25 protein-coding genes are annotated in these 26,585 nt (G+C 62.1%); 9 read left to right on the top strand and 16 right to left on the bottom strand.

All coding sequences use genetic code 11. The features are described 5' to 3' along the window. On the bottom strand, positions 1–695 hold a 695-nt coding region (locus tag CAF76_RS10740; RefSeq protein WP_085695474.1), incomplete at its 3' end, for a LysR substrate-binding domain-containing protein. Between the two features lie 162 nt (positions 696–857). Between CAF76_RS10740 and CAF76_RS10735 the strand changes: the two genes are divergently transcribed. Beyond that, the gene (locus CAF76_RS10735; RefSeq protein WP_085648961.1) at positions 858–1,874 is read left to right on the top strand and encodes an alpha/beta hydrolase; all 1,017 of its coding nucleotides are present in this window, start codon (positions 858–860) and stop codon (positions 1,872–1,874) included. Positions 1,875–1,937: 63 nt separating this feature from the next. After that, positions 1,938–3,365 (top strand): mechanosensitive ion channel family protein, encoded by a 1,428-nt coding sequence (locus tag CAF76_RS10730; protein ID WP_085648962.1) that lies wholly within the window; start codon positions 1,938–1,940, stop codon positions 3,363–3,365. 295 nt (positions 3,366–3,660) lie between these two features. On the opposite strand, the gene ycaC is transcribed toward CAF76_RS10730, so the two are convergent. The 7 genes from ycaC to CAF76_RS10695 all read right to left on the bottom strand — a co-directional run bounded on the left by ycaC (position 3,661) and on the right by CAF76_RS10695 (position 10,171). Beyond that, positions 3,661–4,287, bottom strand: coding sequence for an isochorismate family cysteine hydrolase YcaC (gene ycaC, locus CAF76_RS10725; protein WP_039771508.1), 627 nt, complete (start codon positions 4,285–4,287; stop codon positions 3,661–3,663). A 69-nt stretch (positions 4,288–4,356) separates the two neighbouring features. Next, positions 4,357–6,195, bottom strand: coding sequence for an amidohydrolase (locus CAF76_RS10720; RefSeq protein WP_011333416.1), 1,839 nt, complete (start codon positions 6,193–6,195; stop codon positions 4,357–4,359). Between the two features lie 45 nt (positions 6,196–6,240). Then, the gene (locus CAF76_RS10715) at positions 6,241–6,867 is read right to left on the bottom strand and encodes an antibiotic biosynthesis monooxygenase (RefSeq protein ID WP_039771510.1); all 627 of its coding nucleotides are present in this window, start codon (positions 6,865–6,867) and stop codon (positions 6,241–6,243) included. Further along, the gene (locus CAF76_RS10710) at positions 6,860–7,276 is read right to left on the bottom strand and encodes a DoxX family protein (RefSeq protein WP_085648963.1); all 417 of its coding nucleotides are present in this window, start codon (positions 7,274–7,276) and stop codon (positions 6,860–6,862) included. Before CAF76_RS10710 ends, CAF76_RS10715 begins: the two co-directional genes overlap by 8 nt. A gap of 215 nt (positions 7,277–7,491) precedes the next feature. Then, a complete protein-coding gene (locus CAF76_RS10705) occupies positions 7,492–7,869 on the bottom strand; it encodes a DUF6124 family protein (protein ID WP_064378892.1) in 378 nt (125 codons plus the stop codon). Positions 7,870–8,218: 349 nt separating this feature from the next. Further along, the gene (locus CAF76_RS10700) at positions 8,219–9,142 is read right to left on the bottom strand and encodes a LysR family transcriptional regulator (protein ID WP_011333412.1); all 924 of its coding nucleotides are present in this window, start codon (positions 9,140–9,142) and stop codon (positions 8,219–8,221) included. Positions 9,143–9,187: 45 nt separating this feature from the next. Next, positions 9,188–10,171 (bottom strand): MBL fold metallo-hydrolase, encoded by a 984-nt coding sequence (locus tag CAF76_RS10695; RefSeq protein WP_085648964.1) that lies wholly within the window; start codon positions 10,169–10,171, stop codon positions 9,188–9,190. 248 nt (positions 10,172–10,419) lie between these two features. Between CAF76_RS10695 and CAF76_RS10690 the strand changes: the two genes are divergently transcribed. Next, entirely contained in the window at positions 10,420–10,821 is a 402-nt protein-coding gene (locus CAF76_RS10690) for a helix-turn-helix domain-containing protein (protein WP_064595111.1), read from the top strand. A 7-nt stretch (positions 10,822–10,828) separates the two neighbouring features. Here the strand turns inward: CAF76_RS10690 and CAF76_RS10685 are convergent, their stop codons facing one another. Then, the gene (locus CAF76_RS10685) at positions 10,829–11,398 is read right to left on the bottom strand and encodes a flavodoxin family protein (RefSeq protein WP_085648965.1); all 570 of its coding nucleotides are present in this window, start codon (positions 11,396–11,398) and stop codon (positions 10,829–10,831) included. A gap of 333 nt (positions 11,399–11,731) precedes the next feature. Here CAF76_RS10685 and CAF76_RS10680 point away from each other — a divergent pair, with 333 nt between their 5' ends. Beyond that, positions 11,732–14,515, top strand: a complete 2,784-nt coding sequence (locus CAF76_RS10680) for a winged helix-turn-helix domain-containing protein (protein WP_085648966.1) — start codon at positions 11,732–11,734, stop codon at positions 14,513–14,515. Here the strand turns inward: CAF76_RS10680 and CAF76_RS10675 are convergent. Both CAF76_RS10675 and CAF76_RS10670 read right to left on the bottom strand, forming a co-directional pair. Further along, complete coding sequence (locus CAF76_RS10675) at positions 14,477–15,949, bottom strand: winged helix-turn-helix domain-containing protein (RefSeq protein WP_085648967.1); 1,473 nt, start codon at positions 15,947–15,949, stop codon at positions 14,477–14,479. The genes CAF76_RS10680 and CAF76_RS10675 overlap by 39 nt on opposite strands. 90 nt (positions 15,950–16,039) lie before the next feature. Then, positions 16,040–16,990 (bottom strand): GlxA family transcriptional regulator, encoded by a 951-nt coding sequence (locus CAF76_RS10670; RefSeq protein WP_085612780.1) that lies wholly within the window; start codon positions 16,988–16,990, stop codon positions 16,040–16,042. A gap of 211 nt (positions 16,991–17,201) precedes the next feature. Here CAF76_RS10670 and CAF76_RS10665 point away from each other — a divergent pair, with 211 nt between their 5' ends. Continuing rightward, complete coding sequence (locus tag CAF76_RS10665) at positions 17,202–17,924, top strand: pirin family protein (RefSeq protein ID WP_085648968.1); 723 nt, start codon at positions 17,202–17,204, stop codon at positions 17,922–17,924. A gap of 64 nt (positions 17,925–17,988) precedes the next feature. Here CAF76_RS10665 and CAF76_RS10660 read toward each other — a convergent pair whose 3' ends face one another. Continuing rightward, on the bottom strand, positions 17,989–18,864 hold the full coding sequence (locus CAF76_RS10660; protein ID WP_064595100.1) for a LysR family transcriptional regulator: 876 nt from the start codon (positions 18,862–18,864) through the stop codon (positions 17,989–17,991). Between the two features lie 111 nt (positions 18,865–18,975). On the opposite strand from CAF76_RS10660, the gene CAF76_RS10655 reads away from it, so the two are divergent. The 4 genes from CAF76_RS10655 (at position 18,976) to CAF76_RS10640 (ending at position 22,889) form a co-directional block, all read left to right on the top strand. Next, complete coding sequence (locus tag CAF76_RS10655; RefSeq protein WP_085648969.1) at positions 18,976–20,196, top strand: YbfB/YjiJ family MFS transporter; 1,221 nt, start codon at positions 18,976–18,978, stop codon at positions 20,194–20,196. Between the two features lie 63 nt (positions 20,197–20,259). Next, on the top strand, positions 20,260–21,258 hold the full coding sequence (locus CAF76_RS10650; protein ID WP_085648970.1) for an NAD(P)H-quinone oxidoreductase: 999 nt from the start codon (positions 20,260–20,262) through the stop codon (positions 21,256–21,258). 112 nt (positions 21,259–21,370) lie between these two features. Then, entirely contained in the window at positions 21,371–22,315 is a 945-nt protein-coding gene (locus CAF76_RS10645) for an alpha/beta hydrolase (protein WP_039771538.1), read from the top strand. A gap of 160 nt (positions 22,316–22,475) precedes the next feature. After that, positions 22,476–22,889, top strand: a complete 414-nt coding sequence (locus CAF76_RS10640) for a VOC family protein (protein WP_085648971.1) — start codon at positions 22,476–22,478, stop codon at positions 22,887–22,889. A gap of 57 nt (positions 22,890–22,946) precedes the next feature. Here the strand turns inward: CAF76_RS10640 and CAF76_RS10635 are convergent, their stop codons facing one another. The 4 genes from CAF76_RS10635 to CAF76_RS10620 all read right to left on the bottom strand — a co-directional run bounded on the left by CAF76_RS10635 (position 22,947) and on the right by CAF76_RS10620 (position 26,445). Further along, positions 22,947–23,276: a hypothetical protein gene (locus CAF76_RS10635; RefSeq protein WP_064595090.1), complete on the bottom strand. Its 330-nt coding sequence runs from the start codon at positions 23,274–23,276 to the stop codon at positions 22,947–22,949. Positions 23,277–23,350: 74 nt separating this feature from the next. Continuing rightward, positions 23,351–24,382, bottom strand: coding sequence for an RNA 3'-terminal phosphate cyclase (rtcA, locus tag CAF76_RS10630; RefSeq protein ID WP_085648972.1), 1,032 nt, complete (start codon positions 24,380–24,382; stop codon positions 23,351–23,353). Positions 24,383–24,390: 8 nt separating this feature from the next. Further along, positions 24,391–25,179, bottom strand: a complete 789-nt coding sequence (locus CAF76_RS10625; protein ID WP_085648973.1) for a nucleotidyltransferase domain-containing protein — start codon at positions 25,177–25,179, stop codon at positions 24,391–24,393. 39 nt (positions 25,180–25,218) lie between these two features. Next, positions 25,219–26,445 (bottom strand): RtcB family protein, encoded by a 1,227-nt coding sequence (locus tag CAF76_RS10620; RefSeq protein WP_085649046.1) that lies wholly within the window; start codon positions 26,443–26,445, stop codon positions 25,219–25,221. Between the last annotated feature and the right edge of the window lie 140 nt (positions 26,446–26,585).

The raw sequence follows: 26,585 nt of genomic DNA, 5'->3' as shown, positions 1-26,585 counted from the left end.
GCCACCGCCGCATCCCGCAGCAACTCACCGTTGTTGACGCGCATCCGCCCGGTGACATTCACCAGCAGCGGCTTGCCCTGCCCCGCTTTGAACCGCCACTGCACCGAACGCCCGTGACCGTAAGGCAGGCAGTCGTGGCCAAGCAGATCTTCCGGTTTGACCGGCGTACCGCGCTCGGCCAGATACCCAGGACTGGCGCAGTACACCCGCTCGATTGACGCGATGCGTCGGGCGATCAGGGTCGAGTCTTCCAGTACGCCGATGCGCAGCGCCAGGTCGTACCCCTCGCCCAGTAGATCCACCGGCCGATCACTCAGGTCCACCTCAACCGTGACCTCGCGGTAACGCTGCAGAAACGGCGGCAGCAAGCAGCCCAGATGCGCCAGCGCAAACGACAGCGGCGCACTCACGCGAATCGCCCCGCGCGGCTCGGCGGTCTGCCCGGCGATGCCCTGCTCCACCGATTCCACTTCGCCAAGCAAACGCAGCGCCGATTCGTAATAGCTCTGGCCCAGCGGCGTCACGTCCAGACGCCGGGTCGAGCGGTTGAGCAATCGTACGCCGAGGCGCTCTTCCAGTTGCATCAGGCGACGGCTGACGAACTGCTTGGACAGGCCCAACTGATCGGCCGCCGCCGTGAAGCTGCCGGAGTCCATCACCTGGCAAAAAATACGCATGTCTTCGAACGGGTTCATTGTCACTCTCTGGTTGACAGTTAAACGCTTTATAGCCGCTTTTTCACTTTCCGGCACCTCATTAATCTGTGCTCACGGTGTTGCTGAGGCCTGAAGCCCAGCGCCACAGCAGCCCGATCCCAAGGCATACAAAAACTCAAACGACTTAAAAAGGAATTGCACATGAACATCAAGAAAACCCTCGCCGCTTCCCTCCTCGCCCTGTCCATCGGCAACGCCTTCGCCGCCGAAAGCACTGGCGTCGAACACACCACCCAGGCCTTCCTCGACGCCCTCGCCGCCGGCGGTGGCAAACCGCTCGAGCAACTGAGCCCGAAAGACGCCCGTGCGGTGCTGACCGGCGCCCAGGCTTCGGTGAAGGTTGACCTGTCCGGTGTTGAAGTCAGCGACAAGGCGATCAAGGTCGACGGCCAGACAATCAACCTGAAAGTGGTGCGTCCGGCCAAGGTCAAGGGCGAGCTGCCGGTGTTTATGTTCTTCCACGGTGGCGGCTGGGTGCTGGGCGACTTCCCGACCCACCAACGCTTGATTCGTGATCTGGTCGTGGGTTCTGGCGCGGTCGCGGTGTACGTCGATTACACGCCGTCGCCGGAAGCGCAGTACCCGACCGCGATCAATCAGGCTTACGCCGCGACGAAATGGGTGGCCGAGCACGGCAAGGACATCGGTGTCGACGGCAAGCGTCTGGCGGTGGCCGGTAACAGCGTCGGTGGCAACATGGCAGCGGTCGTGGCGTTGATGGCCAAGGAGCAGAAAACCCCGGCCCTGCGCTTCCAGTTGCTGATGTGGCCGGTGACCAACGCCGGGTTCGATAACGGCTCGTACCAGCAGTTCGCCGAGGGCCATTTCCTGACCAAGGGCATGATGCAATGGTTCTGGGACAACTACACCACCAACCCGGCCGAGCGTGCGCAGATCCATGCCTCGCCGCTCAACGCCAGCACCGAACAGCTCAAGGGCCTGCCCGCCGCGCTGGTGCAGACCGCCGAGTTCGACGTGCTGCGTGACGAAGGCGAAGGCTACGCCCGCCACCTCGACGCAGCCGGTGTAGCGGTGACCTCGGTGCGTTACAACGGGATGATTCATGACTTCGGTCTGCTCAACCCGCTGAACGGGATTCCTGAAGTCAAAGCCGCCGTGCGCCAGGCAGCGGCGGAACTCAAGACCCATCTGAACTGAGTGCAACCCCTCGCCACACCTTCGGGTGTGGCGTTTTCTTTTGTGCCCGCCGGAGTTCACCTCATGAGCCTTTTTTCTGCCCATCTGCTGTCCTGGAGCGCCCTGCTGCTGGTGCTCGACACCCTGCTCTGGCATCTCGTGCCGTTCAAGCATCGTGCGCAACGGGTCGCTGTGCGACTGGTGCTGTTTCTGGGCTTCAACGCACTGGCCATCAACGCCGGTGTCAGCCCGTTGCAGGCGCCGCTGTTTGCCTATGACCCGGTGGCGCAACTCGGGGCGACAGCGCTGGGGATTCTCTGGTGGCTGTACGCCGCGCGGGTGCTGACCGAAGTCATCGGTCTGATCCTGATGCGTCGCATCGGCCACAGCGGCCGGCTGTTGCAGGACGTGATCGGTGCGCTGGTGTTTCTGGCGGCCATCGTCGCAGCGGCCGGCTATGTGCTGGATCTGCCGGTCAAAGGCTTGCTCGCGACCTCCGGCGTGGTGGCGATCGTCATCGGTCTCGCGCTGCAAAGCACCTTGGCCGACGTGTTTTCCGGCATCGTGCTCAACACCACCAAGCCATATCAGGTGGATGATCTGGTGGTCATCGACGGCGTCGAGGGCAAGGTGCTCGACATCAACTGGCGCGCCACGCACCTGCTGTCCAGCAGCGGCACTCTGGCCGTGGTGCCGAACTCGGTGGCGGCCAAGGCCAAGATCGTCAATCTCAGCCGGCCGAACAACCTGCACGGCGTGTCGATCAGCATCAAGGTGCCGAACCACATCCGCCCGCGCCGGGTGCTCGACGCCCTCGACCGCACGCTGCAAGGCAGCAGCAGCCTGTTGCTGTCGCCTGCGCCGAAAGCCGTACTGAAAGAGGCCGGCGAAGAAATGTCGGAATACGTGGCCAGCGGTTTCATCGCCGAACTGGGCAAGAAAAGCGACGTGCGCAATCAACTGTTCGACCTCGCCCACCGCCATCTCGAAGCCGCCGGCATCTCGCGGCATCCGGACGGCGTGATCGAACCGTCGACCCGCGCCCGCGCCCTGCTCGATGAAGTGAAGATCTTCCGCTCGCTGAGCCACGAGGAACGCGATCGCCTCGCCGAATCGATGGTCGCGCAGCAGTACAGCGCCGGGCAGGTAGTGCTCAATCTGGAGGAAGTCCCGGACAGCCTGTTCGTCATCGCCACCGGCGTGGTCAGCGCCAGCGTACCGGACGGCAATGGCTTCACCGAGGCCGGACGCATGGGGCCGAGCGAGGTCATGGGCGAGCAGAGCATTCTGGCCGACACGCCTTCGCAGGCGACGTTCACCGCGCTGACGTCTTCGATCATTTATCGCCTCGACAAGAACCTGACCCGCCAGTGCATGGAGCAGCGCAGTGAAGTGGGTCAGGCGTTGAACAAGTTGCAGGCGGTAAGGCAGCAGAACAGTCGGTTGGCGTTGATGGCCAAGCCTGTGCCGGTTCGCAAGGGTGGTTTTCTGGGGTGGTTGCAGAAGCGGTGATGTTTGCGGGTTCAGAATCGTTGCCACCTTCAAGATCTACCCCCTCATCGGAACGCCGCCCGCCCAGCCCTCTCCCCCAGGGGGGCGAGGGGGAAAGGGAGCCGATCTCCATGAAGTTCAGGTCCTGAGTTCGACTCGATTTTTCAGGTCGATGCACCTCGAAAGAACACCTCGGTTGGCCCCCTCTCCCTCCAGGAGAGGGCTGGGGTGAGGGCTGGTTTTCGAAGTAAAAATACACACTCACCAACACCGCAAAAAAAATGCCCGCTCTTCAGCGGGCATTTTGTTCAGCCAATTACTGAGCAGTGAACTTGGTATAGCTGTTGATCAGGTTGCGGTAGTTAGGCAGACGCTGCGACAGCAGATTCGCCAGGCCTTCCATGTCATTGCGCCAGTCGACTTGCAGCTCGCAGGCCACAGCGAACCAGTTCAGCAGGTGTGCACCGGCAGCCGACATGCGCGCCCACGCCGCTTGTTGCACGGTGGTGTTGAAGGTGCCGGAAGCGTCGGTGACCACGAACACTTCAAAACCTTCGGCAATGGCCGACAGGGTCGGGAACGCCACGCAGACGTCAGTCACCACACCGGCGATGATCAGTTGCTTGCGGCCAGTAGCCTTGATGGCCTTGACGAAGTCTTCGTTGTCCCAGGCGTTGATCTGGCCAGGGCGGGCAATGAACGGTGCGTCCGGGAATTGCTCTTTCAGCTCAGGCACGATCGGGCCGTTCGGGCCGCTGTCGAAACTGGTGGTGAGGATGGTCGGCAGGTTGAAGAACTTGGCGATGTCACCCAGGGCCAGCACGTTGTTCTTAAACTCGTTCGGCGAGAAATCCTGTACCAGCGAGATCAGACCGGTCTGGTGGTCGACCAACAGTACAACGGCATCGTCTTTGTTCAGGCGGCTGTAAGGAACGTTGCTCATGTGAAACTCCTCGATGGATGGTTGTTGCGGGGAGCGCCGCTCACACAGAGCGGCGCTTTTTCAAAAGGATCAGAACGCGAAGCAGGAGCAGCCGAACGCGCCCCAGAAACCGGCGAAATCGCTGACCGGCGCATTCGACATCCGCGCTTTTTCATGGCTGTGGGTATGCACTGCGCACGGGCCGCTGCACTGGTGCACCTGGGCCTGCAATGGCGAATTCGGGCGCCAGTGGCCCGGGACTTTCACCACCGGCGACCAGTCCGGCAGCACCGGCAGCGAACGTGGGCCGAGGTCTTCGAAGTCGCCGGCGGCGTACACGATCTTGCCGCCAACCACGGTCATGACCGACTCGATCCACTTGATCGCTTCTTCTTCGACACTGAAGAAGTCCGCGCTCAGCGCTGCCAGGTCCGCCAGTTGCCCGACCTTGATCTGGCCTTTCTTGCCCTGCTCGGACGAGAACCAGGCGCTGCCATGGGTGAACAGTTCCAGCGCGGTGCTGCGTGGCAACCCTTCTTCGTACAGCGCCAGACCGCCAACGGTGCGACCGCTGACCATCCAGTACAGCGAAGTCCACGGGTTGTAGCTCGACACCCGGGTGGCATCGGTGCCCGCGCCGACCGGTACGCCTTCGGCGAGCATGCGCTTGATCGGTGGGGTGGCTTCGGCGGCTTGTTTGCCGTAACGGTCAACGAAGTATTCGCCCTGGAACGCCATGCGATCCTGAATCGCGATGCCGCCGCCCAGTGCCCTCACCCGCTCGATGTTCTGCGGGGTGATGGTTTCGGCGTGGTCGAAGAACCACGGCAGACCGTTGAACGGAATGTCGCGGTTGACCTTCTCGAACACATCCAGCATGCGGCTGATCGATTCGTTGTAGGTGGCGTGCAGACGGAACGGCCAACGCTGTTCGACCAGGTGGCGCACCACCGGCTCCAATTCCTGTTCCATGGTCTGCGGCAGGTCCGGGCGCGGTTCGAGGAAGTCCTCGAAGTCGGCTGCCGAGAACACCAGCATCTCGCCGGCGCCGTTGTGACGCAGGAAGTCATCGCCCTGATGCAACTTGACGCTGCCGGTCCAGTTCTGGAAGTCGGTTAGCTCTTCTTTCGGTTTCTGAGTGAACAGGTTGTAGGCGATGCGCACGGTCAGCTGGTCGTCTTTGGCCAGCTGTTCGATCACCTGATAATCGTCCGGGTAGTTCTGGAAACCGCCGCCGGCATCAATGGCGCTGGTCAGGCCGAGGCGATTGAGTTCGCGCATGAATTGGCGGGTCGAGTTGACCTGATACTCCAGCGGCAGCTTCGGCCCCTTGGCCAGCGTCGAGTACAGAATCATCGCGTTCGGCCGCGCCACCAGCATGCCGGTCGGGTTGCCGTTGGCATCGCGCACGATCTCGCCGCCCGGCGGGTTCGGCGTGTCGCGGGTGTAGCCGGCCACGCGCAACGCAGCGCGGTTGAGCAGCGCGCGGTCATACAGGTGCAGGATGAACACCGGGGTGTCCGGTGCCGCCTGGTTGATCTCTTCGAGGGTCGGCATGCGTTTTTCGGCGAACTGGAATTCGTTCCAGCCACCGACCACGCGCACCCATTGCGGGGTCGGTGTGCGGTCGGCCTGATCCTTGAGCATGCGCAGCGCATCGGCCAGCGACGGCACGCCTTCCCAACGCAGTTCGAGGTTGTAGTTCAGACCGCCACGGATCAAGTGCAAGTGCGAGTCATTGAGGCCGGGAATCACGCAGCGGCCCTTGAGGTCGACCACTTGAGTGCCGGCGCCCTTGAGGGCCATCGCCTCGGCATCGTTACCGACGGCGACGAAACGACCGTCCTTGATCGCCACGGCACTGGCGAGGGGTTTTTCGCGGTCTACCGTATGAAATTGGCCATTGAACAGAATCAGATCGGCGTTCATCGCAGTTCCTTCGAGATAAGTGAAACGGAGCCCGGACCCAGCGCTTCAGCGCGGCGGGTTGGCATTGGATTCGAGGTGTTTGTGTGACTGACCGGCTTCCAGCCACGGCGCGAACAGACGGGTCACCGGCGGCATGAACACGTAGACCACCGACACCACGATGGTCAGGGTGATCAGGAACGTGGCGACCACGTAGTTGGAGAGAAAGGCGTTGAGTTGCAGCAGCGGCCCCCAGATCAGCGGCACCAGCAAGGTGTGCGGCAGGATCACCAGCAGCGTCACTACAGCCTGCTTCCAGCGCGGTGGCGGTGAGCCGGCCTCGGCCAGCGGCGTGAACCAGAATTCGTTGGCCGCATTGACTTCGGTCTGGTCGCCGTCGGCGAGCATCGGCGCGGCTTCGTCGATCAGTTTCTGACGCTGCGGTGAGTCGAGCCAGCGCTGCATCGCCTCGGTCGAGCAATAACGCAGCACGCAGGTGAACAGTGCGAGCCCGCCCTGCTGGCTGCGCATCACGTCCACGCCCAAGTGCCCTTCTTCGCGCCCCGCCACGCTGACGATGTTGCGCAGCCAGGCTTCGTAAGGCTGCTCAAAACCGGCCTTGACCCGGTGCTTGACGATCAGCGTCACGGTTTCTTCGGGTCCCGGTTTTTTCAGGGTCTGGGCATCAGGCATAACGGAGTACTCCGGGCAAACGAACATTGAGCGCCAGCCGTCCGGGCCCGGCGATCAGAACAGTGGTGAAGAGGATCAACAGCAACCAGCCGAACTGCCCTTCGGCCACACTCCATTGCGGATGCACAAGCAGCAGCGCCACCAGCAGCACAAAGAGAATAGGCAAGCACGCCAGACGCGCCAGCACCCCGGCGACGATCAGCAGCGGACAGAGGACTTCGGCGAAGATCGCCAGAATCAAAGTGAGGTGGGCACCGAGGTGGAACGGGTCTTCGATCAGTTGCAGTTGCGCGCTGAAGTCCAGCAGCTTGGGCAAGCCGTGGACGAACAGCAGAAACAGTCCGCCGGCGACCCGCAGGAACAGCAGGCCGAGATCTTGCGCCTGGTCATTGCGTTGTACAGCGTTCATGGCCCCACCCTTGATCAATCATTGCAGGCAATGGTGCAACGATTGACCGGGGGGAAATTGGATGGGTGTGCTCTCTTTTTTGAGAGCACCGTCGATCGTTCCCACGCTCCGCGTGGGAATGCCTCAATGCACGCTCTGCGTCCGCTCTTTGGGACGCGGAGCGTCCCGGGCTGCATTCCCACGCAGAGCGTGGGAACGATCAGGTGAGCAGTCGATCAAGCTACAGCGGGCGCCTCAGCCTTCAGTTCCAGATTATCCAGCACTCGATTCACCGCCAGCTCCCCCAGCATGATCAATTGCGCAATCCCCAACAGCACATGCCGCTGCGGGCCGTCCACCAGCCCGGCGAAGTCATTGGCCATGACCTTGGCCGAGGTCAGGGTTTCGCAGGCGTCGGCCAGCAGTTCTTCGCTGTCGATGCCGGGGGCGATGAGGTAGCGGGTGTTGGGTTTGAGCAGCGGTTTGCGGGGGAGCAGCGGATTCAGATAGTGATCGAGGGCTCGCTCGGCGGCTTCGTGGAATTTCTTGGAATCGAGGGTTTCGTAGGGCGAGGTGGGGTCGGTTTCAGGCGGGTTTGGCGTTGGTTTGATCATGGATAAAGCCTCTAGAGTAGTGGAGGCGCCACGCTTCGCTGCTAAACGAAAGAGGTGGCGGCCGTACGCGGGTTAGCAGACCAGGACTCTAGAACCCGGCGCACCGAAGTGCCCCACGCAAAGCCGCCATAACGTGAACGGACAGGCGTGAGCCTGATCACGAACGAACGGCATTGTGCGTCTAGAGTAGATACGGGCTGCTAAACCCGATCGCTGCTTTCCAGCGACCGCCAAACAATAGAACCCGCCCCCAAGGCGCACAAGCCGGCGGATTCTGGCGTACACGTAGGCAAAGGCGCAAGGCGTTGTGGCTTACCGGAAGTAACGCTAAACACCTTTCAACACCGCACTAAACCGCCGGAATATCCAGCGTCACCGACATGAACTGACTGATCCGCGAACGCAGCCATTTCTCCGCCGGATCGTTATCATGCACCCCGCTCCACGCCATCGACAGTTGCGCCGCATCAATCGGAAACGGCGGATCTTCAGCCCGCAACGCACAGCCTTCGACCAATGCACACGCCGCGTAATCCGGCACGGTGGCGATCATCTCGGTGCCCGCCAACAGCGCGCGCAAGCCGCTGAACTGCGGCACACCGAGCACCACCCGGCGGCTGCGGCCGACCTTGGCCAGGTCCATATCGATATTGCCGCTCAGGTCTCCGGAGAACGACACCATCGCATGAGGCCGCTCGCAGTATTCGTCGAGGGTCAGCGGGCCCGGGCGGTTGTCGCCGCGCAGGACCTTGCAGGGAATGTCGCGCAGTTTCTTGCGCTTGGCGTTGGCCGGCAGATCGGTGGTGTAACTCACGCCGACAGAAATTTCTCCCGATGCCAGCAATCCCGGCATCAGCAGGTAATTGGCGCGACGAACCACCACGACAATCCCCGGCGCTTCTTCCTGCAACTGGCGCAGCAGCGGCGGGAACAGACCGAATTCGGCATCGTCCGACAAGCCGATGCGAAACACGTCACAACTGGTCGCCGGATCGAATTCCTTGGCCCGGCTGACCGCACCGGAAATCACGTCCATCGCCGGTTGCAGTTCCTGGAGAATCGCCAGCGCCCGCGCCGTCGGCTCCATGCCCCGGCCATTGCGCAGCAACAGCGGATCATCGAACAGATCGCGCAAGCGGCCCAGCGCCGCGCTCACCGCAGGCTGCCCCATGAACAGTTTTTCGGCGACGCGGGTCAGGTTCTTTTCGAACATCAGCGCTTCGAAAATCACCAGCAGGTTCATGTCGACGCGACGCAGATCGTTTCGGTTCATGGGGCACGTTTTCCTTGTTTGAGCCTGACGTGGGAGCTGCGCACTTTACTCGATCAGCGGCACTTTGGCCGCGCGTTTGTAGGGGCCGTATTCGACCGGTACCCACTGGAAGTGCTTGTCGACTGCCGTGATGTGACCGATGCCCGGGAACGGCAAGTGCGCAGCCGTGACCCAGGTCTTGCTGGCCGCCGCTGCACTGAACACGGCGTTACGACTCTTGATCGCCTGCTGACCGTTGACGTCGAAGCGGATCGACACGTCAGGATGATCGAACTGCACCGCCAGGTTGTGCACCAGGTCGCCCATGAACACGATGCTCTGGTTCTGCGAAGTGAAGCGGTAGGTGGTACTGCCCGGCGTGTGCCCGGCTTCCAGTGTCGCTTCGACCACACCCGGCAAAGGCGACTGGCCCTCTGCGAACGTCTTGAAGCGCCCGGCCGCCACGTAAGGCGCAGTGGAGTCCTGGGCGATCTTGAAGAACTCCCGGGCACCGGCCGGCGCCTTGGCCTCGGCCTGCGGATCGAGCCAGTAATCGGCTTCGGCCTTGGCGGCGTAGACCGTGGCATTGGCGAAAATCGGTTGTTGCTGGCCGTCGACCAGCCCACAGACGTGATCCAGGTGCAGGTGCGTCAGCAGAATCGCGTCGACCTGCTCAGGCTTGTAACCCGCTGCTTGCATGTTCGCCGAGAGCTGGCCGGCAGTGGCGCCGATGCACTGGCCCGCGCCGGTATCCACCAGAATCAGTTGTTTGCCGGTATTGACCAGGAACGCATTGAACGCAGTCTGCACGCCCGGCGTTTCAATCGAGCGACGGGCCAGCAGCGCGCGAATCTGGCTCTGACTCATGCCCTGCAACAGCTTCGGCGACAAATCGTTGTAGCCGTCGAACAGCGCCGTCACCTCGTAATCGCCCAGCGCCAGCCGGAAATAACCCGGCGCCTGCGTGCCGACCTGCGGTGCCTGCGCCATGGCGCTGGACATCACACCGACCAACGCCATGCCGATTACGCCGTTGAACAAACCTTTCATATGCATCCTCTCGCCCGAGCCCGATTCTGCGGCCCCTTATGGCCCGCCCCCAATCTTCGCCATCCTGCCCGGTTCCCCTCATGGCGACTTGCAACGGTGTGCTGAGTTGCAGCCGACGGTGGAATTAACAACGTTTAACTCGTCAGCACTCGCCCTTCACCAAACAATGAATCCCTCTGCGCAGCGTTGTTTTTTTGACCTGAGGGAAAGCGCTGACCGTGCGTTCCCCCCCGACACGGACCTAGGCCATGGCTCACTTACAGCAAACCGTCGCCCGCGCCCCTGCCAGCGAACCCCGCAAGACCAGCACCGGCGGCCTCAGCCCGCAGCGCGAGCGGCTGGTGAAACAACTGATCCTCGAACGCCTCGGCGACAGCCTTGAAGTCACCGAGCTGGCCAGCGCCTGCTCACTGTCACGCAGTCATTTTTCCCGGGCGTTCAAGTGCAGCACCGGGTACTCGCCGCAAGACTGGATCCGTACCCAGCGCATTGCCCGTGCCAAGCTGTTGATCCAGCAGACCAACCACAGCCTCACGCAGATCAGCCTGGAATGCGGCTTCTGCGATCAGGCGCACTTTTGCCACATCTTTACCCGCAGCGAAGGGATCAATCCGTTTGCGTGGCGTTGTCAGGTCATGAAAAACCGCTGAAGCGGTTTCATCCGCGAGCCATCCGCTGCGCCAGTCGCGCCACCCGCTCGCCCAGGTGCGCGGCGGTTTGTTGATCTTCCAGCGGGGGGGCCTGCTCGGGCGGTTGTTCGACACAGGATTGGGACATGGCGCCGAGGGAGCTGCCGAGGCGATTCAATTGACCGTCGAAACCACCTTGGCACGCACGCGCCGGCAACAGATCGAGCCCGACCCAGATCATCGAATGCTGGGCCGCAAACACTGCCATTTGCAGCAGGGTATTGAGCTTGTCGCCGCACAGGCTGCCGGAATTGGTGAAGCCCGCCGCGAGTTTGTCGCGCCACGGCCGGGCGAGGTAGAACGAGGCCGTGGCCTCCATGAATTGCTTGAACGCCGCCGACGCGCTGCCCATGTAGGTCGGCGCGCCGAAAATGATGGCGTCGGCGCGGTGCAGGTCATCCCAGTGGGCTTCCACGTCTTCGACCGCCAGCAACAGGCAGGTGCTGCCCAAGTGGCGTTCCACACCTTGGGCCACAGCCTGCGCAATGACGCGGGTGTGCCCGTAGCCACTGTGATAGACCACCACTACCTTGCTCATCGCAGCGTCCTCCGGACGTATGCATTCCTTTGCCCCGGAGTTTTGGCTCTGAAGCCCGCACGGACGAGTTAATCGTTGTTAATTTTTCCCGGCTGTCGGGCAAACCGCCACGGGTTCCGGCCCTTGAATACAGTGGTGACGGTACTGAATGCCGAGCGATGCGAAGGCCCAAGCCTTGCGCGCAAGTTGCGCTGGCGCCAAATCCTGAGGAATATGCCCGGATACTGCGGATCAGACGGCTTGCGTGCCCCTCAAGTCGCCATCCGCCCTGCCCGTCACGGACTCTTCACCGAGGCGGACCAGGATCATAAAAAACGTCGAAGGAGTGAGCGGTTGAGTCTTTCCCCGAATCAGGCCATCGGTTTCGGCCCCTATCGGATCCACCCCGGCCAGCGGCTGGTGCTTGAAGGCGACCAGCCTTTGCGCCTGGGCCGCCGCGCCATGGACATTCTGCTGATCCTGCTGGCCCATGCCGGCGAGGTGGTGAGCAAGCAGCAGTTGATCGCCGGGGTCTGGCCGGACAGCGTGGTGGAAGACATCAACCTGCGGGTGCACATGGCTGCACTGCGCAAGGCGCTCGGTGACGGTCAGGCCGGGCAGCGCTACATCGTCACCGTGGCGCAGCGTGGTTACAGTTTCGTCGCGCCGGTCGTGCTGCAATCCATCGAACAACGCCCCGCCGCCCACCTCGGTCGACATAACCTGCCATTGCGGCGCACGCGGATGATCGGGCGCCAGTCGGTGGTCGACAGCCTGATGACGCAACTGCCGCGCCAGCGCTGCATCACTCTGGTCGGGCCCGGCGGCATCGGCAAGACCACCGTGGCTCTGCGTGTCGCCGAACAGTTGATCGGCCGCTATCGCGACGGCATTCGCCTGCTGGATCTGGCACCGCTCAACGATCCCCGCTCGATCTGCTCGCACCTCGCCGCCCTGCTGGATCTTTCGCTGCATGACAGCGAGCCGATGGCCTGCCTGATCAACAGCCTGCGCGAGCGGCAGATGCTGCTGGTGATCGATAACTGCGAGCACTTGATCGACACCGTCGCGCTGCTCAGTGAAAGCATTCTGCGCGGTGCGCCGCAAGTGCACATTCTGGCCACCAGCCGCGAAAGCCTGCGCGCCGAGGGCGAATATGTGCAGCGTCTGGAATCTCTCGATTGTCCGCCACCGATTGCGGTGCTGGATCGCGATCAGGCGATGGGGTTTTCTGCGCTGCAACTGTTCGTCGAACGGGCGATGGCGGCTCATGAACACTTTGAGCCGGGCAACGCCGACCTGCCCTTGATCATCGACATCTGTCGGCGGCTGGACGGCATCCCGCTGGCACTGGAACTGGCCGCTGCGCAGGTCGCGGGTCTTGGGCTGGAGGGTTTGCTGAGTCAGCTCCAGGGGCGTTTGCCGGCGGGCAATCAGACTCATCTTGGCCGCCATGAAACCCTGCGCGCTACGCTGGACTGGAGCTTCAATCTGCTCAATGCCTGCGAACAGACCGGTCTGCGCCGACTCGGCGTGTTCCGTGGCGCATTCACGCTGGAGTCTGCGGCGGCGGTTATCGTCGGTCAGCACATCGAATCGAACGAAGTGTTTGCCTCGATCACGCAACTGGTCGCCAAGTCGCTGCTCAACGTCGAAGTCGGCGATGAAGAGGTGTTCTATCGCCTGCTCGACACGACTCGCCGCTATGCGCTGGAAAAACTCGACCAGGCCGCCGAACTCGGCGAAACCCGCGAGCGCCATGCCGAACGCAGCCTGGCGCTGATGCATCAGGCTCAGGCCGATTGGGAGAACACGGCGACCGACGTCTGGATCGAGCGTTACGCCCGAGGCCTTGAAGACCTGCGCGCGGCGCTTGAGTGGACGCTGAATGACCAAGGCTCGCGCGCGCTCGGCGTAAGCCTGACGGCGACCTCGGCACCGTTGTGGCAGGAACTGTCCCTGCTCAAGGAGTACGGCGTTCATGTGCGCCGGGCACTGGCGTTGCTGGCGTCATCCGACGAGCCCTGCCCGCGACTCGAAATCGCCTTGAAACTGGCCCTCGGCAGCGCTTGTTACCACACCTGGGGCGGCACGCCGGAAACCATCGAAGCCTTCGTCAGCGCCCGTCTGCTGGCGCAACGGCACGACGACATGGCCGGCCAGTTGCGCGCGGTGTCGGGGCACATGGCGGTCAATCTCAGTTGCGGGCATTACCAGATGGCGCTGGAGCAGAGCGAGCAATTCGAAAGCCTCGGGGTGCACGGCGATGCGCAGCTGTCCCTGAGTACCCACCGCTTGCGGGTGCTCGCGCTGCATTACGCCGGCGATCAGCATCAGGCGCGAATCCACGCCGAACAGGTCATTCAACGCATGGCCCACAGTGGCCACCTCAACCGTTTCACTCACGGTTTCGGCGTGCAATACGACCAGAGCGTCGCCTCGCTGACCGTCCTCGCCCGGGTGTTGTGGTTGCAAGGTTTTCCCGAGCAGGCCTGGCGCACGGCGCGGCAGGCACTGGACATCGCGGTGCAGATCAACCACGGCACCTCGATCTGCTACACCCTGGCACTCGCCTCGTGCCTGATCGCCCATTACAACGGCGACGTACAAAACGCACGCGCGCTGCTGCAACTGCTGCTCGAACAGGCGCAGAAGCATTCGGTGCTGCTGTTCTACACCTGGGCGCGGCACTACGCGCAGGTGATCGATGCTGACAAAGCCGCCGCCATCCCGCCGGCCGACAGCGGTCTGGTCAGGGAAATCATGGTCACGCTGGACCCGGGTTTCGTTGATGATGCGTTGCTCGAACGAGCACAAAGTGGCGCGGCGGGCTGGAGTACTGCGGAGATCTTGCGGGCTCGCGCCGAGCGATTGCTGGCGGCTGAATCGCCCTGCCATCACACGGTCGAAAGCGCCTTGCAGCAATCGCTTGAGATTGCGCGGACACAAGGCGCCTTGGCCTGGGAACTGCGCAGCGCGACTTCGCTGGCTCGGTTGTGGCAGCACCAGTCGCGCTATCGCGAGGCGCTCCAATTGCTGACACCGATCTATCAGCGCTTTACCGAAGGTTATGCCACCCCGGACTTGCGCAAGGTACGTCTACTGCTCGACGAACTGCGCGCTCAGTCGGCCGCTTGAGGCCGGCCGGGTGCGGCCTAGGTAGCGCGCGTGCCGACGCTCGACATCACTCAGTTCGCCGCCCTGCTCCAGCTGTTCGCGGGCATAGCGGCGCGTGGTGTTGAGCATTCGATAGCGCAGCGTTCCGCTGGATCGGTCCGATGTCAGTAACGATTTGACCGCCAACTGCTCAACCACGGCCACCAGCGTCGAGGGTGGCAGTTGCGCGCAACTGATCACGCCGATGGCGGCGTCGAGAGTGAATGCCATCTTGAACACCGACAAGCGTTGCAGCACGCGTTGTTCCTGCTCGCTCAAGCGCTGATAGCTCCAGTCCAGCGCGGCCTTCATTGACTGATGGCGTGGCACGGCGGTACGGCGACCGTGACTCAGGACTTGCAGGCCTTGATCCAGTTGCGTCTGAAGGCCGACCAGCGCCAAGGCATCGATCTGTGCCGCTGCCAGTTCGATCGCCAGCGGCAGACCATCGAGCCGCCGACAGATATCGCGCAGCGTTTCCAGATCCTGTCCACGCAGACTGAAGCCGTGTTGACGCGCGCGAGCGCGACTGACAAACAGCTGCACCGCCGAATAACCCATGACTTCATCGACACTGTTGAGCGCCAAGGCTTTGGGAAGGGTCAGGGGCGATAGTGGCTGGAGGACTTCCAGACCCAGGTTCAACGGTTCTCGGCTGGTGGCAAGAATCGACAGACGGGGCGCAGCGTCGAGCAATGTTTGCAACAGGTTCCGGCAGGCTGCATGCAGGTGTTCGCAATTGTCCAGCACCAGCAAGGCGTGGCGCGCCGCCAATGTGGGGAAATCAGTGCCGAGGGTTTTGAGCAGGTGATCGAGGAGCGGGATGTCATCGCCGACCAGCGACAGATCCACCTGCCACACGCCGTCGCGAAAATGTTGCAGCAACAGCTCCGCTGCGCGCAGTGCCACGGTGCTTTTGCCGACACCGGCAGGCCCCGTCACCGTCATGAGCCGGGACAGCGGCAGTTGCCGCACCAGACCGCCGACCAGTGAATCGCGCCCGGTGACCGGCGACAGTCGTGCGGGCAAATTGTGTTGGGGCGCTTGCAGGTTTTCGAACACCACGTGGGCGGCGCTGTCGCCCTGCACCGGTGCCACGAAGCTGTACCCGCGTTGCGGCACATTGACGATGTAGCGCTGGCCTTTTTCGCCGTCGCCAAGGGCCCGGCGCAGCGCGGCGATGTGCACCCGCAGGTTGATCTCCTCGACCACCGAGGTCGGCCACACCAGCGCGATCAATTGCTCTTTGCTGACCACTTGGCCGGCGCGCTCGACCAGCACTTGCAGAATGTCCAGCGCACGCCCGCCCATGCGCAATTGCCGATCCCCTTCGAGGATCAGCCGCTGGCGCAAATGGAACGCGTACGGCCCGAAACGCAGGACCGACGCCGAGTTCAATTCGTCGAGGCTGTTCATGTCCGTTATCTTCGCAGGCCTCGATGACGGTACAACCACCACGCGGGGTCCAGCACGGACATCCGGATGCCCGGAACGGACAGAACCGCTCTAGCTGAACTGTTCGCGATACTGCGTGGGGGTCAGCCCGAGCTTTTCGCCGAACAGAAACCGCATGTGCCGCACGCTGCCGAAACCGCTTTTGTAGGCCACGGTTTTCAGCGGCAGATCGCTGGTTTCCAGCAGATTTCGCGCGCAATCGATGCGCGCGCTTTGCAGGAATTCCATGGGCGTCATGTTGACCTCGCGAGCGAACACCCGGGCAAAATGCCGTGCACTCATGTTCGCAAGCCCTGCCATGCGCTCGACGGTGAAAGCTTCCTCCAGGTGTTCCAGCACATGATTCTGCACCCGGGTAATCGGCGTTTCCTGGGGCGCCACCGCTGCCATCAACGGGCTGAACTGCGCTTGCCCGCCCTGACGCTTCATGACCACCAGCAGCACCTTGGCCACGTCCTGGGCAATCTTTTTGCCATGATCGCGAGCGACCACCGCCAATGCCATATCGATACCGGCCGTGACACCTCCGGAGGTGATCAGGTTGCGATCCTCAATAAAAATCTGGTCGGTCGCAACGTTTGCCTTCGGAAAGCCCTTGATCAAGCGTTCGGTGTAATTCCAGTGGGTGGTCACACGATAGCCGTCGAGCAGTCCGGCATGGCCCAGCACGAAGGCGCCGGTACAGATCGAGCCATATTGCCCGGCGCGCGTGACCGCGCCTTGCAGCCAGGCGAGCAGCGGCGGGTGTTTTTCGTTGTAGGCGCCGGGGCCGCCCGGCACCAGCAGCAAGTCATAGCGCTCATCGGCGTCGTCGATATGCCGATCGGTGTGCACGAGAACACCGTTGGACGCACGCAACGGCGCGCGCTCGGTGCCCAGGGTGGTCAGGTGATAGTGGTCTTGCGGTTTCAGGTAGCGGTTGGCAACCGAAAAGACTTCCAGCGGCCCAGCCATGTCGAGCAGCAGAAAATCCGGAAACAGCACCATTGCCACGGTCTTCATGTGGGCATCACCAAAATCCAAGCAAAGTCATAAGTCTGCGCATTATGGCCAGATACGGTGAAAACGTTGGAAAAGAATGCGTGATCCAGTGCACACAACTGTCAACCAGAACAGGACAGTATTTCAGTTTTCATCTACTTATTGCATCGCAGGGTAACCAGTAACCTTCTCCTCACTCGGACGAATCAACGTCCTGAAAGGAGATTTCATCATGCTGACCCTTCGTAAAGCTTCCGACCGTGGTCTGGCCAATCATGGCTGGTTGAAGTCGTTCCACACCTTTTCCTTCGCCAGCTACCGTGACCCGCGTGAACAGGGTTTCTCCGACCTGCTGGTGATCAACGATGACCGCGTCGCCGCCGGCAAGGGCTTCGGCCAGCACCCGCACCGTGACATGGAGATTTTCTCCTATGTGCTCGAAGGCGCCCTTGAACACAAGGACACCCTCGGCACCGGCTCGGTGATCCGCCCCGGCGATGTGCAACTGATGAGCGCCGGCAGCGGCGTGGCCCACAGCGAGTTCAACCACTCGGCGAGCAAGCCTGTGCACTTCCTGCAGATCTGGATCGTGCCGGACGTCAGCGGCGCCAAACCGCGCTACCAGCAAGAGCACTTCAGCGAACAGAAAAAACGCGGCCGCCTGCAACAGATCATTTCGCCCGAAGGCAGCCACGGCTCGCTGAAAGTGCGCCAGGATGCGCGGGTGTATGCCGGACTGTTCGATGGCCAGGAGAGTGCGACACTCGCACTGCCCGCCAACCGCTACGCCTATGTGCACGTTGCTCGCGGCAGCGTTGAACTGAACGGCGTGCAGTTGAAGGAAGGCGACGGCGTGCGGGTTCGTGAAGAACAGGCGCTGACCCTGAGCAATGGCCAGGATGCCGAAGTCCTGGTGTTTGATCTGCGCCCGCAGGAACTGCCGGAAATGCCATGAGGCAGCGGTTTCAACGCTCACAGAAAACGGCCTTCAATGAAGGCCGTTTTTTTTCGCAGAACAACTATTCGTTTTCCAGCACAAACGCTTCGACAATGTGTTCGATCACCGCTCTGACCCGCGCGGTGTGGCGTAAATCCGCATGGGTCACCAGCCACACTTCATAAGGCAACGGACGCGTGCGCTCCGGCCACAACCTGACCAGGCCATCGCGCTCGCCCATGTAGACCGGGATTTCTCCTACCCCCAACCCGGCGGCAATCGAGCGGCGTACCAACAGGCTGGAGCTAAGACCGGCGACGATCCGCCCGCGAGTCATGGGCTCCGACACGAGGGTCAGATCCTTATTGCCCTGCAGATACGGCTGGTACACCACCAGATCATGGCCCTCGAACGCACTGCCCGGCGCCGGCACGCCATGGCTGTCGACATAGGCCTGCGAGGCAAACAATCCCACCGGCCAACGCGCGATGCGCCGGGCGATCAGGTCCGGATTGTCCGGACGGGTGTTGCGCACAGCGATGTCCGCCTCACGTTTAGCCAGGCTGAGGATTTGCGTGGAGGCGTCCAGTTGCACGCGCACGTCCGGATGCTGCTCGTGCAACTGCGCGATGGCCGGGATCAGAAAATCGATGGCCAGCGAATCGGTGGTGCTGACCCGCACGCTACCGGTCAGGCGGTCGTCCAGGCCCTGGATACGCCGCTCCAGCTCCAGCGCCGAATACTCCATTTTTTCTACCGACTTGAGCGCCGCTTCGCCGACGGCCGTCAGTGCATAGCCCTCGGAGGTGCGCAGGAACAAAGTCGCGCCCAGCGACTTTTCCAGTGCCGTGATGCGGCGCCCGACCGTTGCCTGATCCACGCCCAGCACGCGCGCGGCGCCGCGCAATGTCGACTCGCGGCAGACCGCAAGAAACACCCGTGCGTCATCCCAATTCATAGCGTTCTCCATTGATGCATAAACGCATCACTATCACGCAAACTCGCTGCATTAACGCAGCAACGATAGCCGATATGCTGGGCGCCATAAACCTTTCAAAGGATTGCCGTCATGCACACTTCAACTGCTTCGCCCGAACGTCCGGACACAAGTGTCTGGCTGGCGATCTTCGCCGGCCTCTGCGCCAGCCTGGTCAGCATCGGTCTGGCGCGTTTCGCCTACACACCGCTGATCCCTTCGCTGATTCAGGCGCAGTGGTTTTCCGCCCATGATGTGGTCTATCTCGGCGCTGCCAACCTGGTCGGTTACCTGATCGGCGCCCTCCTCGGCCGACCGCTGGCACGCCGGCTCACCCAGAGAAACGCTCTGCGCCTGATGATGCTGGCGGTGACCGTGGCGTTTTTTGCCTGTGCGTACCCCGTGTCGGTGAGCTGGTATTTCGGCTGGCGCCTGCTGTCGGGAATTGCCGGCGGCGCGATCATGGTGCTGGTAGCCGCGACCGTACTGCCCCATGTACCCGCCGCGCGCAAGGGCCTGGCCAGTGGGGCGATTTTCCTCGGCATCGGTCTGGGCATCGCCGGCTCGGGCACGATTGTTCCGCTGCTGTTGAGCCTTGGCCTGCAAGCGACGTGGCTGGGATTGGGCGTTTTGTCGCTGGCACTGACGGCATTGAGCTGGTTCGGCTGGCCTTCGGAGCTGACCCACGCAACCACCGCAACGGCTCAGGTGGAACCGGTCGAGCCGACACCGCCTGCTGTTTATCTGCTGTTTGCCCAATACGCATTCATGGCCGCCGGGCTGGTGCCGGCCATGGTTTTCCTGGTGGATTACGTCGCCCGTGGCCTGGGCGCCGGGTCGCACGTCGGCGCGCTGATCTGGGTCATGTACGGTCTGGGTGCCATCGTCGGCCCGGTAAGTTATGGCTTTCTCGCTGATCATCTCGGCGCGCGGACCGGCATTCGTCTGGTGCTGGTGGTGCAGGCGATCACCCTGGGTTTGCTGGCGGTTTCGCATTCGTTCCTGGCGTTGGCGCTGCTGGCGGTGGTCCTTGGTTCATTTCCGCCGGGCATCGTTCCGCTGGCGTTGGCACGGGTGCATGAGCTGGTGCCGGATCACCATCGCCAACAGGTGGCGTGGAGCCGGGCCACGGTGTCGTTCGCCACGTTTCAGGCGCTGGCGGGCTTCGCCTATTCGGCGCTGTTCAACGCCACGGGCGGACAACATGCGCTGCTCTTCGTGATTGCCGGCGGTGCCATCGTGATCGCGCTGATACTTGAGCACGCCATGAAATTGCTGCCCTCCTCCGTCGAACAACGCTGCTGCGCCGAATGACGGGAATCATTGCGCCCTGACTGCGTTCCCATCTACTGACCACTTTTTCAAGAGGAATCGAAAATGACGTTGCCCACTGAAATGACCCGAATCGAAATCACCGAACCGGGTGGGCCCGAGGTTCTGCAATCCCGACGCGTGCCGCTGCCGGTCGCCGCAGAAGGCGAAGTGCTGATCCGCGTGCACGCCGCCGGCGTCAATCGCCCGGACGCCCTGCAACGCGCCGGCAAATACCCGATGAAGCCCGGCATGAACCCGATTCCGGGCCTTGAAGTGGCCGGCGAGGTCGTGGCGATCGGCGGCGGTGTCAGCACATTCGCGGTCGGTGACCGGGTGTGTGCGCTGACCAATGGCGGCGGTTACGCCGAATACTGCGCGGTTCCGGCGGGCCAGGTCTTGCCGATCCCCGATGGGCTGGACTGGATCCAGGCAGCGGCCATTCCGGAAACCTTTTTCACCGTATGGGCCAACCTGTTCGGCCTCGGCGGCGCCAGCCGTGGCCAGCGCGCCTTGATTCACGGCGGCACCAGCGGCATCGGCACCACCGCGTTGATGCTGTGCCGCGAGTTTGGCATCGAAGCTTTCGCCACCGCCGGCAGCGCCGACAAATGTGCGGCGATCCGCAATCTGGGCGGCGAAGCGATCAACTACCGGGAACAGGAGTTCGCCGCGGTCATCACCGAGAAAACCGCCGGCCAGGGCGTCAATGTGATCCTCGACATCATGGGCGGCTCGTACCTCAACGGGAACATCAGCGCCTTGGGAATGGATGGGCGATTGGTAATGATCGGCTTCCTCGGCGGCGCGCGGGCCAACGACATCGATCTGCTGGCCATCCTCGGCAAGCGTGCGGTGGTCACCGGTTCCCTCCTGCGTGCCCGTACCTCGGCGGAAAAAGCCGCCATCGCCGATCAATTGCGCGAACACGTCTGGCCGGCGCTGGCTGCCGGGCGTTGCCTGCCGATCATCGACAAGGTCTACCCGCTCGCCGACGCAGCCAAGGCCCATGCGCACATGGAAGCGGGCGACCACATCGGCAAGATCGTGCTGAAGATCGACTGAGCCGTTGCAGCATTTTGTAATCGTTGCAGGCGTGCGGTGGTCGAAAATGTCACGCGCGGGTCAAGGCATCTGGTAAAAAGCGTTCTTTGTCCGCGCCTTGGTGAAACGTTTAATGTTCCTTGCCTTCATGACCCGACTTCGACGCCGCCGTCTGGCGTTCGCCTGCATGGCAGCCCTGATCATCGGCGTGCCGGCGAGTTGTGCCGTGCTGGAACACACCGAACGCAAGCTGTTGTTTCGCATCGAACCGGGCACCGCCGGCTGGTATCACGGATTGCCCGGCAGCGTGCAGGAACTCGACCTGCAACCGAAAAGCTTCAAGGCCGGGCAGAACATTCACGCCTGGTGGTGGCCGGCGGAGCGTGCCGATGCACCGGCCATCCTCTATCTGCACGGCGTGCGCTGGAACCTCACCGGGCAACTGTTTCGTATCGAACAATTGCGCGCAGCAGGTTATTCGGTACTGGCCATCGACTATCGCGGCTTCGGCCAGAGCCACGGCGATCTGCCGTCGGAAAGCACGGTGTACGAGGATGCCAGGGTGGCGTGGGAACGCTTCCAGCTGTTGCAGCCCGACCCGAACAAACGCCTGATCTACGGGCACTCGCTGGGCGGCGCGGTCGCCATTGACCTGGCTGCCGAGCTCGGTCGCGATGCCGCCAGAAATCACACCCCACTGCCGGTGCGCGGGCTGGTCATCGAATCCACGTTTACCTCCCTGGCGGATGTAGCGGCAGCCGTGGCCAACACCTCCCTTCCGGTACGCTGGCTGTTGTCGCAGAAATTCGACTCCATCGACAAGATCGCCGAGATCCACATGCCCTTGCTGGTGGTGCACGGTCTGGCCGACGCCTTCGTGCCGTCACGCTTCAGCGAACAGCTGTTCGCCGCCGCCCGGCAGCCGAAACGCCTGCTGCTGGTGCCCGGCGCAACCCACAACAACAGCATGGCGCTCGGCGGACAGAACTATCGCAAGGCGATCGATGCGCTGATGCAAACCCGACCTGCCGCTCGGGTGGCAGGCGCTGCGGTGCAAAAGAATCCGCGCGATTCCTGACGTCCCTCCCCCGCAGACCATCGGTCACCCCGAAAGGAAATTCTTGCAGCATCGGCTGGCAATCCGGCGATCTAACGCTTTGCTGGAGGGAGTCAATCCATGACGCTGCTTCGGCACACCCGGCCGCGCAGCGTTTCACTGCCTATTCGGGAGCACCACCATGAAAATCAACCCGTACCTGATCTTCAACGGCGACTGCCGGGCTGCCTTCACCTTTTACGAGCAATGCCTGCAAGGCAAGCTCGAAGCGATGATGACCTTCGGCGAAACCCCAGCCGCCGAACATGTACCGAAAGAGCACCACAACCTGATCATCCACACCTGCCTGAAAGTCGACGATCAGATGCTCATGGCTTCGGACACCACCCCCGATCGCCCGACCCAAGGCATGAGCGGTTGCTCGATTTCCCTGAATGTCGACAGCATCGCCGAGGCCGAACGGGTGTTTAACGCCTTGGCCAGGGACGGTCGCGTCGACATGCCATTGGAAGCCACCTTTTGGGCCGCACGTTTTGGCATGCTGGTGGATCGCTTTGGCGTGTCGTGGATGGTCAATTGCGAAACTGACAAGTGACGCTGTCATTGCAGCGGACATGAAAAAGCCCGACCTCTTCAGGTCGGGCTTTTTCGTTCAACGCTGGGCCAGTTCATGGCGAACGCACTGCTCGTAGTAGGTTTGCTTGACGGCCGCCGGCTTGAGTCGCGACGCGCTGTCGTAGGTCTGCTCGGTAATGCCCATGGCGGTCATGCGCATCCACGGTTGCTGGAACTTGCGCGCCTGCAAGCGCTTGCGCGCACCATAAAGAGAAATGCCCGAAAGCTTCGATTGTTGCGCACCGGCGGCAATTTCCGAACCCCAGGTACACGCAAAACGATGGCTCTTGCTCAGCTCCCTGGCCTGGGCCTCCAACGCGAACAGAGCGAGGGAAAGCGTTGCTACGGTGATGACAATCGTCCGCATATAGCCCACCTAACCTTTTGAAAAAAGGCGAGTTTGCCGGGACTGAAAGCTTTCGGGGGCCAGCAATTTGCCGCCTATTGCTCCCGAGCGCGAACTTCAACCTTTAACCGGTCTGCGCCTTCTTCCTGGCACTGGATGTGGATCGGTACAAACCGCTCGATCACCGAGATGTTGCTGTGCAAATGCTCGGTCATCCTGGGCGTGGTAAACGATCCACCTCCGGCCAGCACCATCGGCAACAGCAGTTGATCAGCCAGATGCTCCGCTACCGCCGCACCGCTGTGCAACCAATCGGTCGCTTGATCGATCGCGGCGTCCGCCACCTTCTCCGAACGCAGTGAGGCTTGACCGAAAGCGCTGAAAACCTCGGTGACGTGTTCAAACGCATACTCCAGCAGCAACACGTTGCCCGGTCCACAGGCCGGATCAACGATGACCGCGTTCAACTCCGCCGATGCCATGTTCAATCGCTGGGCCACCCTTTCGAGCTCGCGGATACCGACACTCGGCGCCAGTCCCGCCGTCAGCGCAAACGCCTGTTGCGAAAGCGGCAAGCCGCGCTCACACAAGTGCAGTGCTGACAATTTCGATGGTTGCACCCTGACGTCGATTTCACCGCCCCCTGCCGGTACGAACCCGTGGCGCAGCAACGTCAGTTCAACCTCCGCGCCCATGCGTCGCAGCAACGGCAACCAGCTGCGGCTGAGAAAATCGGTCGGTGGTGCCAGCGGATTATGCGTGCCGCCGCTGATCCGCACGCGGCTGGCTTGCGGCGCCAGCAACAACGCGGGCAGCAAGGTCTGCAACACCAGCGTGCTACTGCCGGCGGTTCCAATGGCAAAGCGATAATCGCCGCCGCGAATCGGTCCCGGCTCGAAGCTCAATGTCTGCGAGCCCAGTTCAGCCCCCTGGACCTTCGCACCGCAGACCTGCGCTGCCGCCATCACGGCGGTCAGATGCTGGCGCAACAGGCCCGGACGACTGCGACGGGCCCGAATCCGCTCTATTCGAAACGCCTGGCCCGTCACCATCGACAGACTCAACGCACTGCGCAACACCTGCCCACCGCCGATGGCGCCGTCCAGTTCAATCACGTCCTGTTTCATTTTTTTCCTTAGGCGTACAAACCAACGGTTTCCCGCAGGTATTGATCGAGCTGGCGCGAATCCTCCCGGGTTCGGGGCAGTGCCGGTACCGCTCGCTCAAGTTCCGCCTCGATGAATGCATGCAGCGCCGGACGACGAGGACCGTAGGCGCTCTCGTCGGCATTGCGCTTGAGCGCGAGCAATTCATCGACTTCATCGAGCAATGCCCGGTCATCGACGGTGCTCAGCAGATCGCTGAACGTCATCGGCGGCCGACCCCACCCCTGATCGATCCAGCGCACCGCCAACAACGGCCGCAGGACGTAGAAATACTTCTTAAACCGCACGCTTTCGCCTTGCAGATAACCACGGAAGTTCTTCTTCGCCATCGACAGGTAATGATTGCGCGCGGCTGGCGGGCTGTAGAACGCCTCGGCCAGTGCCCGCAGCTGAGAAACCGCTGCAGTCTCGCTGCGATAAACCAGCGGGGAGTCGAGCCATTCGAGCAAGGTCGGGTTGGATTTGCGCAACAGCCCGAGGGTTTTGCGCAGCTCCCAGCCACTGACATCCAGCTCGTCATCCAGCGGCCGCTCGATCACATCACTTGGCGTATCGACCTGGACGAACCACTCCGGTTTCTCCACATAAACGAAGCGCACATCGTAATCACTGTCCGGCGAGGCAAAACCCCAGGCCCGGCTGCCCGATTCGCAGGCATACAGCACCGTGACATTGCGTTCGCGCTCTATGCGCGCCAGTTCTTCCAGCACCCGGGCGCGCATGGCGCTGCAAAGCGGGTGACGTTCTTCGAATTTCATGTCCTTTAATCCTTGTTCCGGCGTGCCTTGCGGCACGCGTTATCCCTTGACGCACACCACCTGACGCAGGGTATGCAACACCTCAACCAGCTCACGCTGGGCGTGCATGACTTTGTCGATGTCCTTGTAGGCCATCGGAATTTCATCGATCACTGCAGCGTCCTTGCGGCATTCAACGTGCGCGGTGGCACGGATCTGATCTTCGACGGTAAAGGTGTTTTTGGCCTTGGTACGGCTCATGGTCCGACCGGCACCGTGGCTGCAGGAGCAAAACGATTCCTCGTTACCCAGACCGCGCACGATGAAACTCTTGGCGCCCATCGAACCGGGAATGATCCCCAACTCGCCCTTTTTCGCCGACACCGCGCCTTTGCGGGTGACCAGAATGTCCTCGCCGAAATGCCGCTCTTTCTGCACGTAGTTGTGGTGGCAGTTCACCGCTTCCAGCGCGACGTCGAATGGCTTGCGGATGATCTGCCGCGTGGCCTGAATCACCGCTTGCATCATCAGCGCACGGTTCTGCTTGGCGAAATCCTGGGCCCAGCCCACGGCTTCCACGTAGTCATCAAAATGCCGGCTGCCTTCTTCGAAGTACGCAAGGTCACGATCCGGCAGGTTGGCGATGTGCTGACGCATATCCGCCTGGGCCATCTGGATGAACAGGTTGCCGATGGCGTTGCCGACACCGCGCGAGCCGCTGTGCAACATGAACCAGACCCGGTTGGCCTCATCCAGGCACACTTCGATGAAGTGGTTACCGCTGCCCAATGTTCCGAGGTGCCCGCGGTTGTTGGTGTTGGCCAGTTTCGGGTACTTGTCGGTGATCGCCTTGAACCGTGGATTCAGCGACGCCCAGGCCTGATCGGCCTGTTGCGGAATCTCGTCCCAGGCGCCTTTGTCACGGCGCGACCGGGTCGAACTGCGGCCATGGGGCACCGCTTGTTCGATGGCACTGCGCAGCCCGTGCAGGTTGTCCGGCAGATCGGCCGCCGTCAGCGAAGTTCGCGCGGCAATCATGCCGCAACCGATGTCCACCCCGACCGCAGCCGGGATGATCGCGCCGACCGTGGGAATCACGCTGCCGATGGTCGAGCCCTTGCCCAGATGGACGTCCGGCATGACCGCCAGGTGCTTGAAGATGAAGGGCATCTTCGCCGTGTTCATCAACTGCTCGCGCGCTTCGTTTTCCACCGGGACGCCTTCGGTCCAGAGCTTGATCGGCTTGCCGTTGGCGACTTCCAGCAGTTGGTAAGTGTGTTCTTTCATCATCTCGATTCTTCAGGTAGTTCCACCGGCGTTCGCCGGCAGATTCAAAAAAGGTGGCACGACAAAGGTTGATGACTGTTGCGCGTTGCCGCGCACCGGGGTTAGCCGGCCTCAGATGTACAGCCATCGGCATTCGTGCC

Origin of the sequence: Pseudomonas sp. B40(2017) (assembly GCF_002112855.1) — a bacterium.
Taxonomy (GTDB): Bacteria; Pseudomonadota; Gammaproteobacteria; order Pseudomonadales; family Pseudomonadaceae; genus Aquipseudomonas; species Aquipseudomonas pharyngis.
This window is presented reverse-complemented; position numbering and strand designations above follow the sequence as displayed.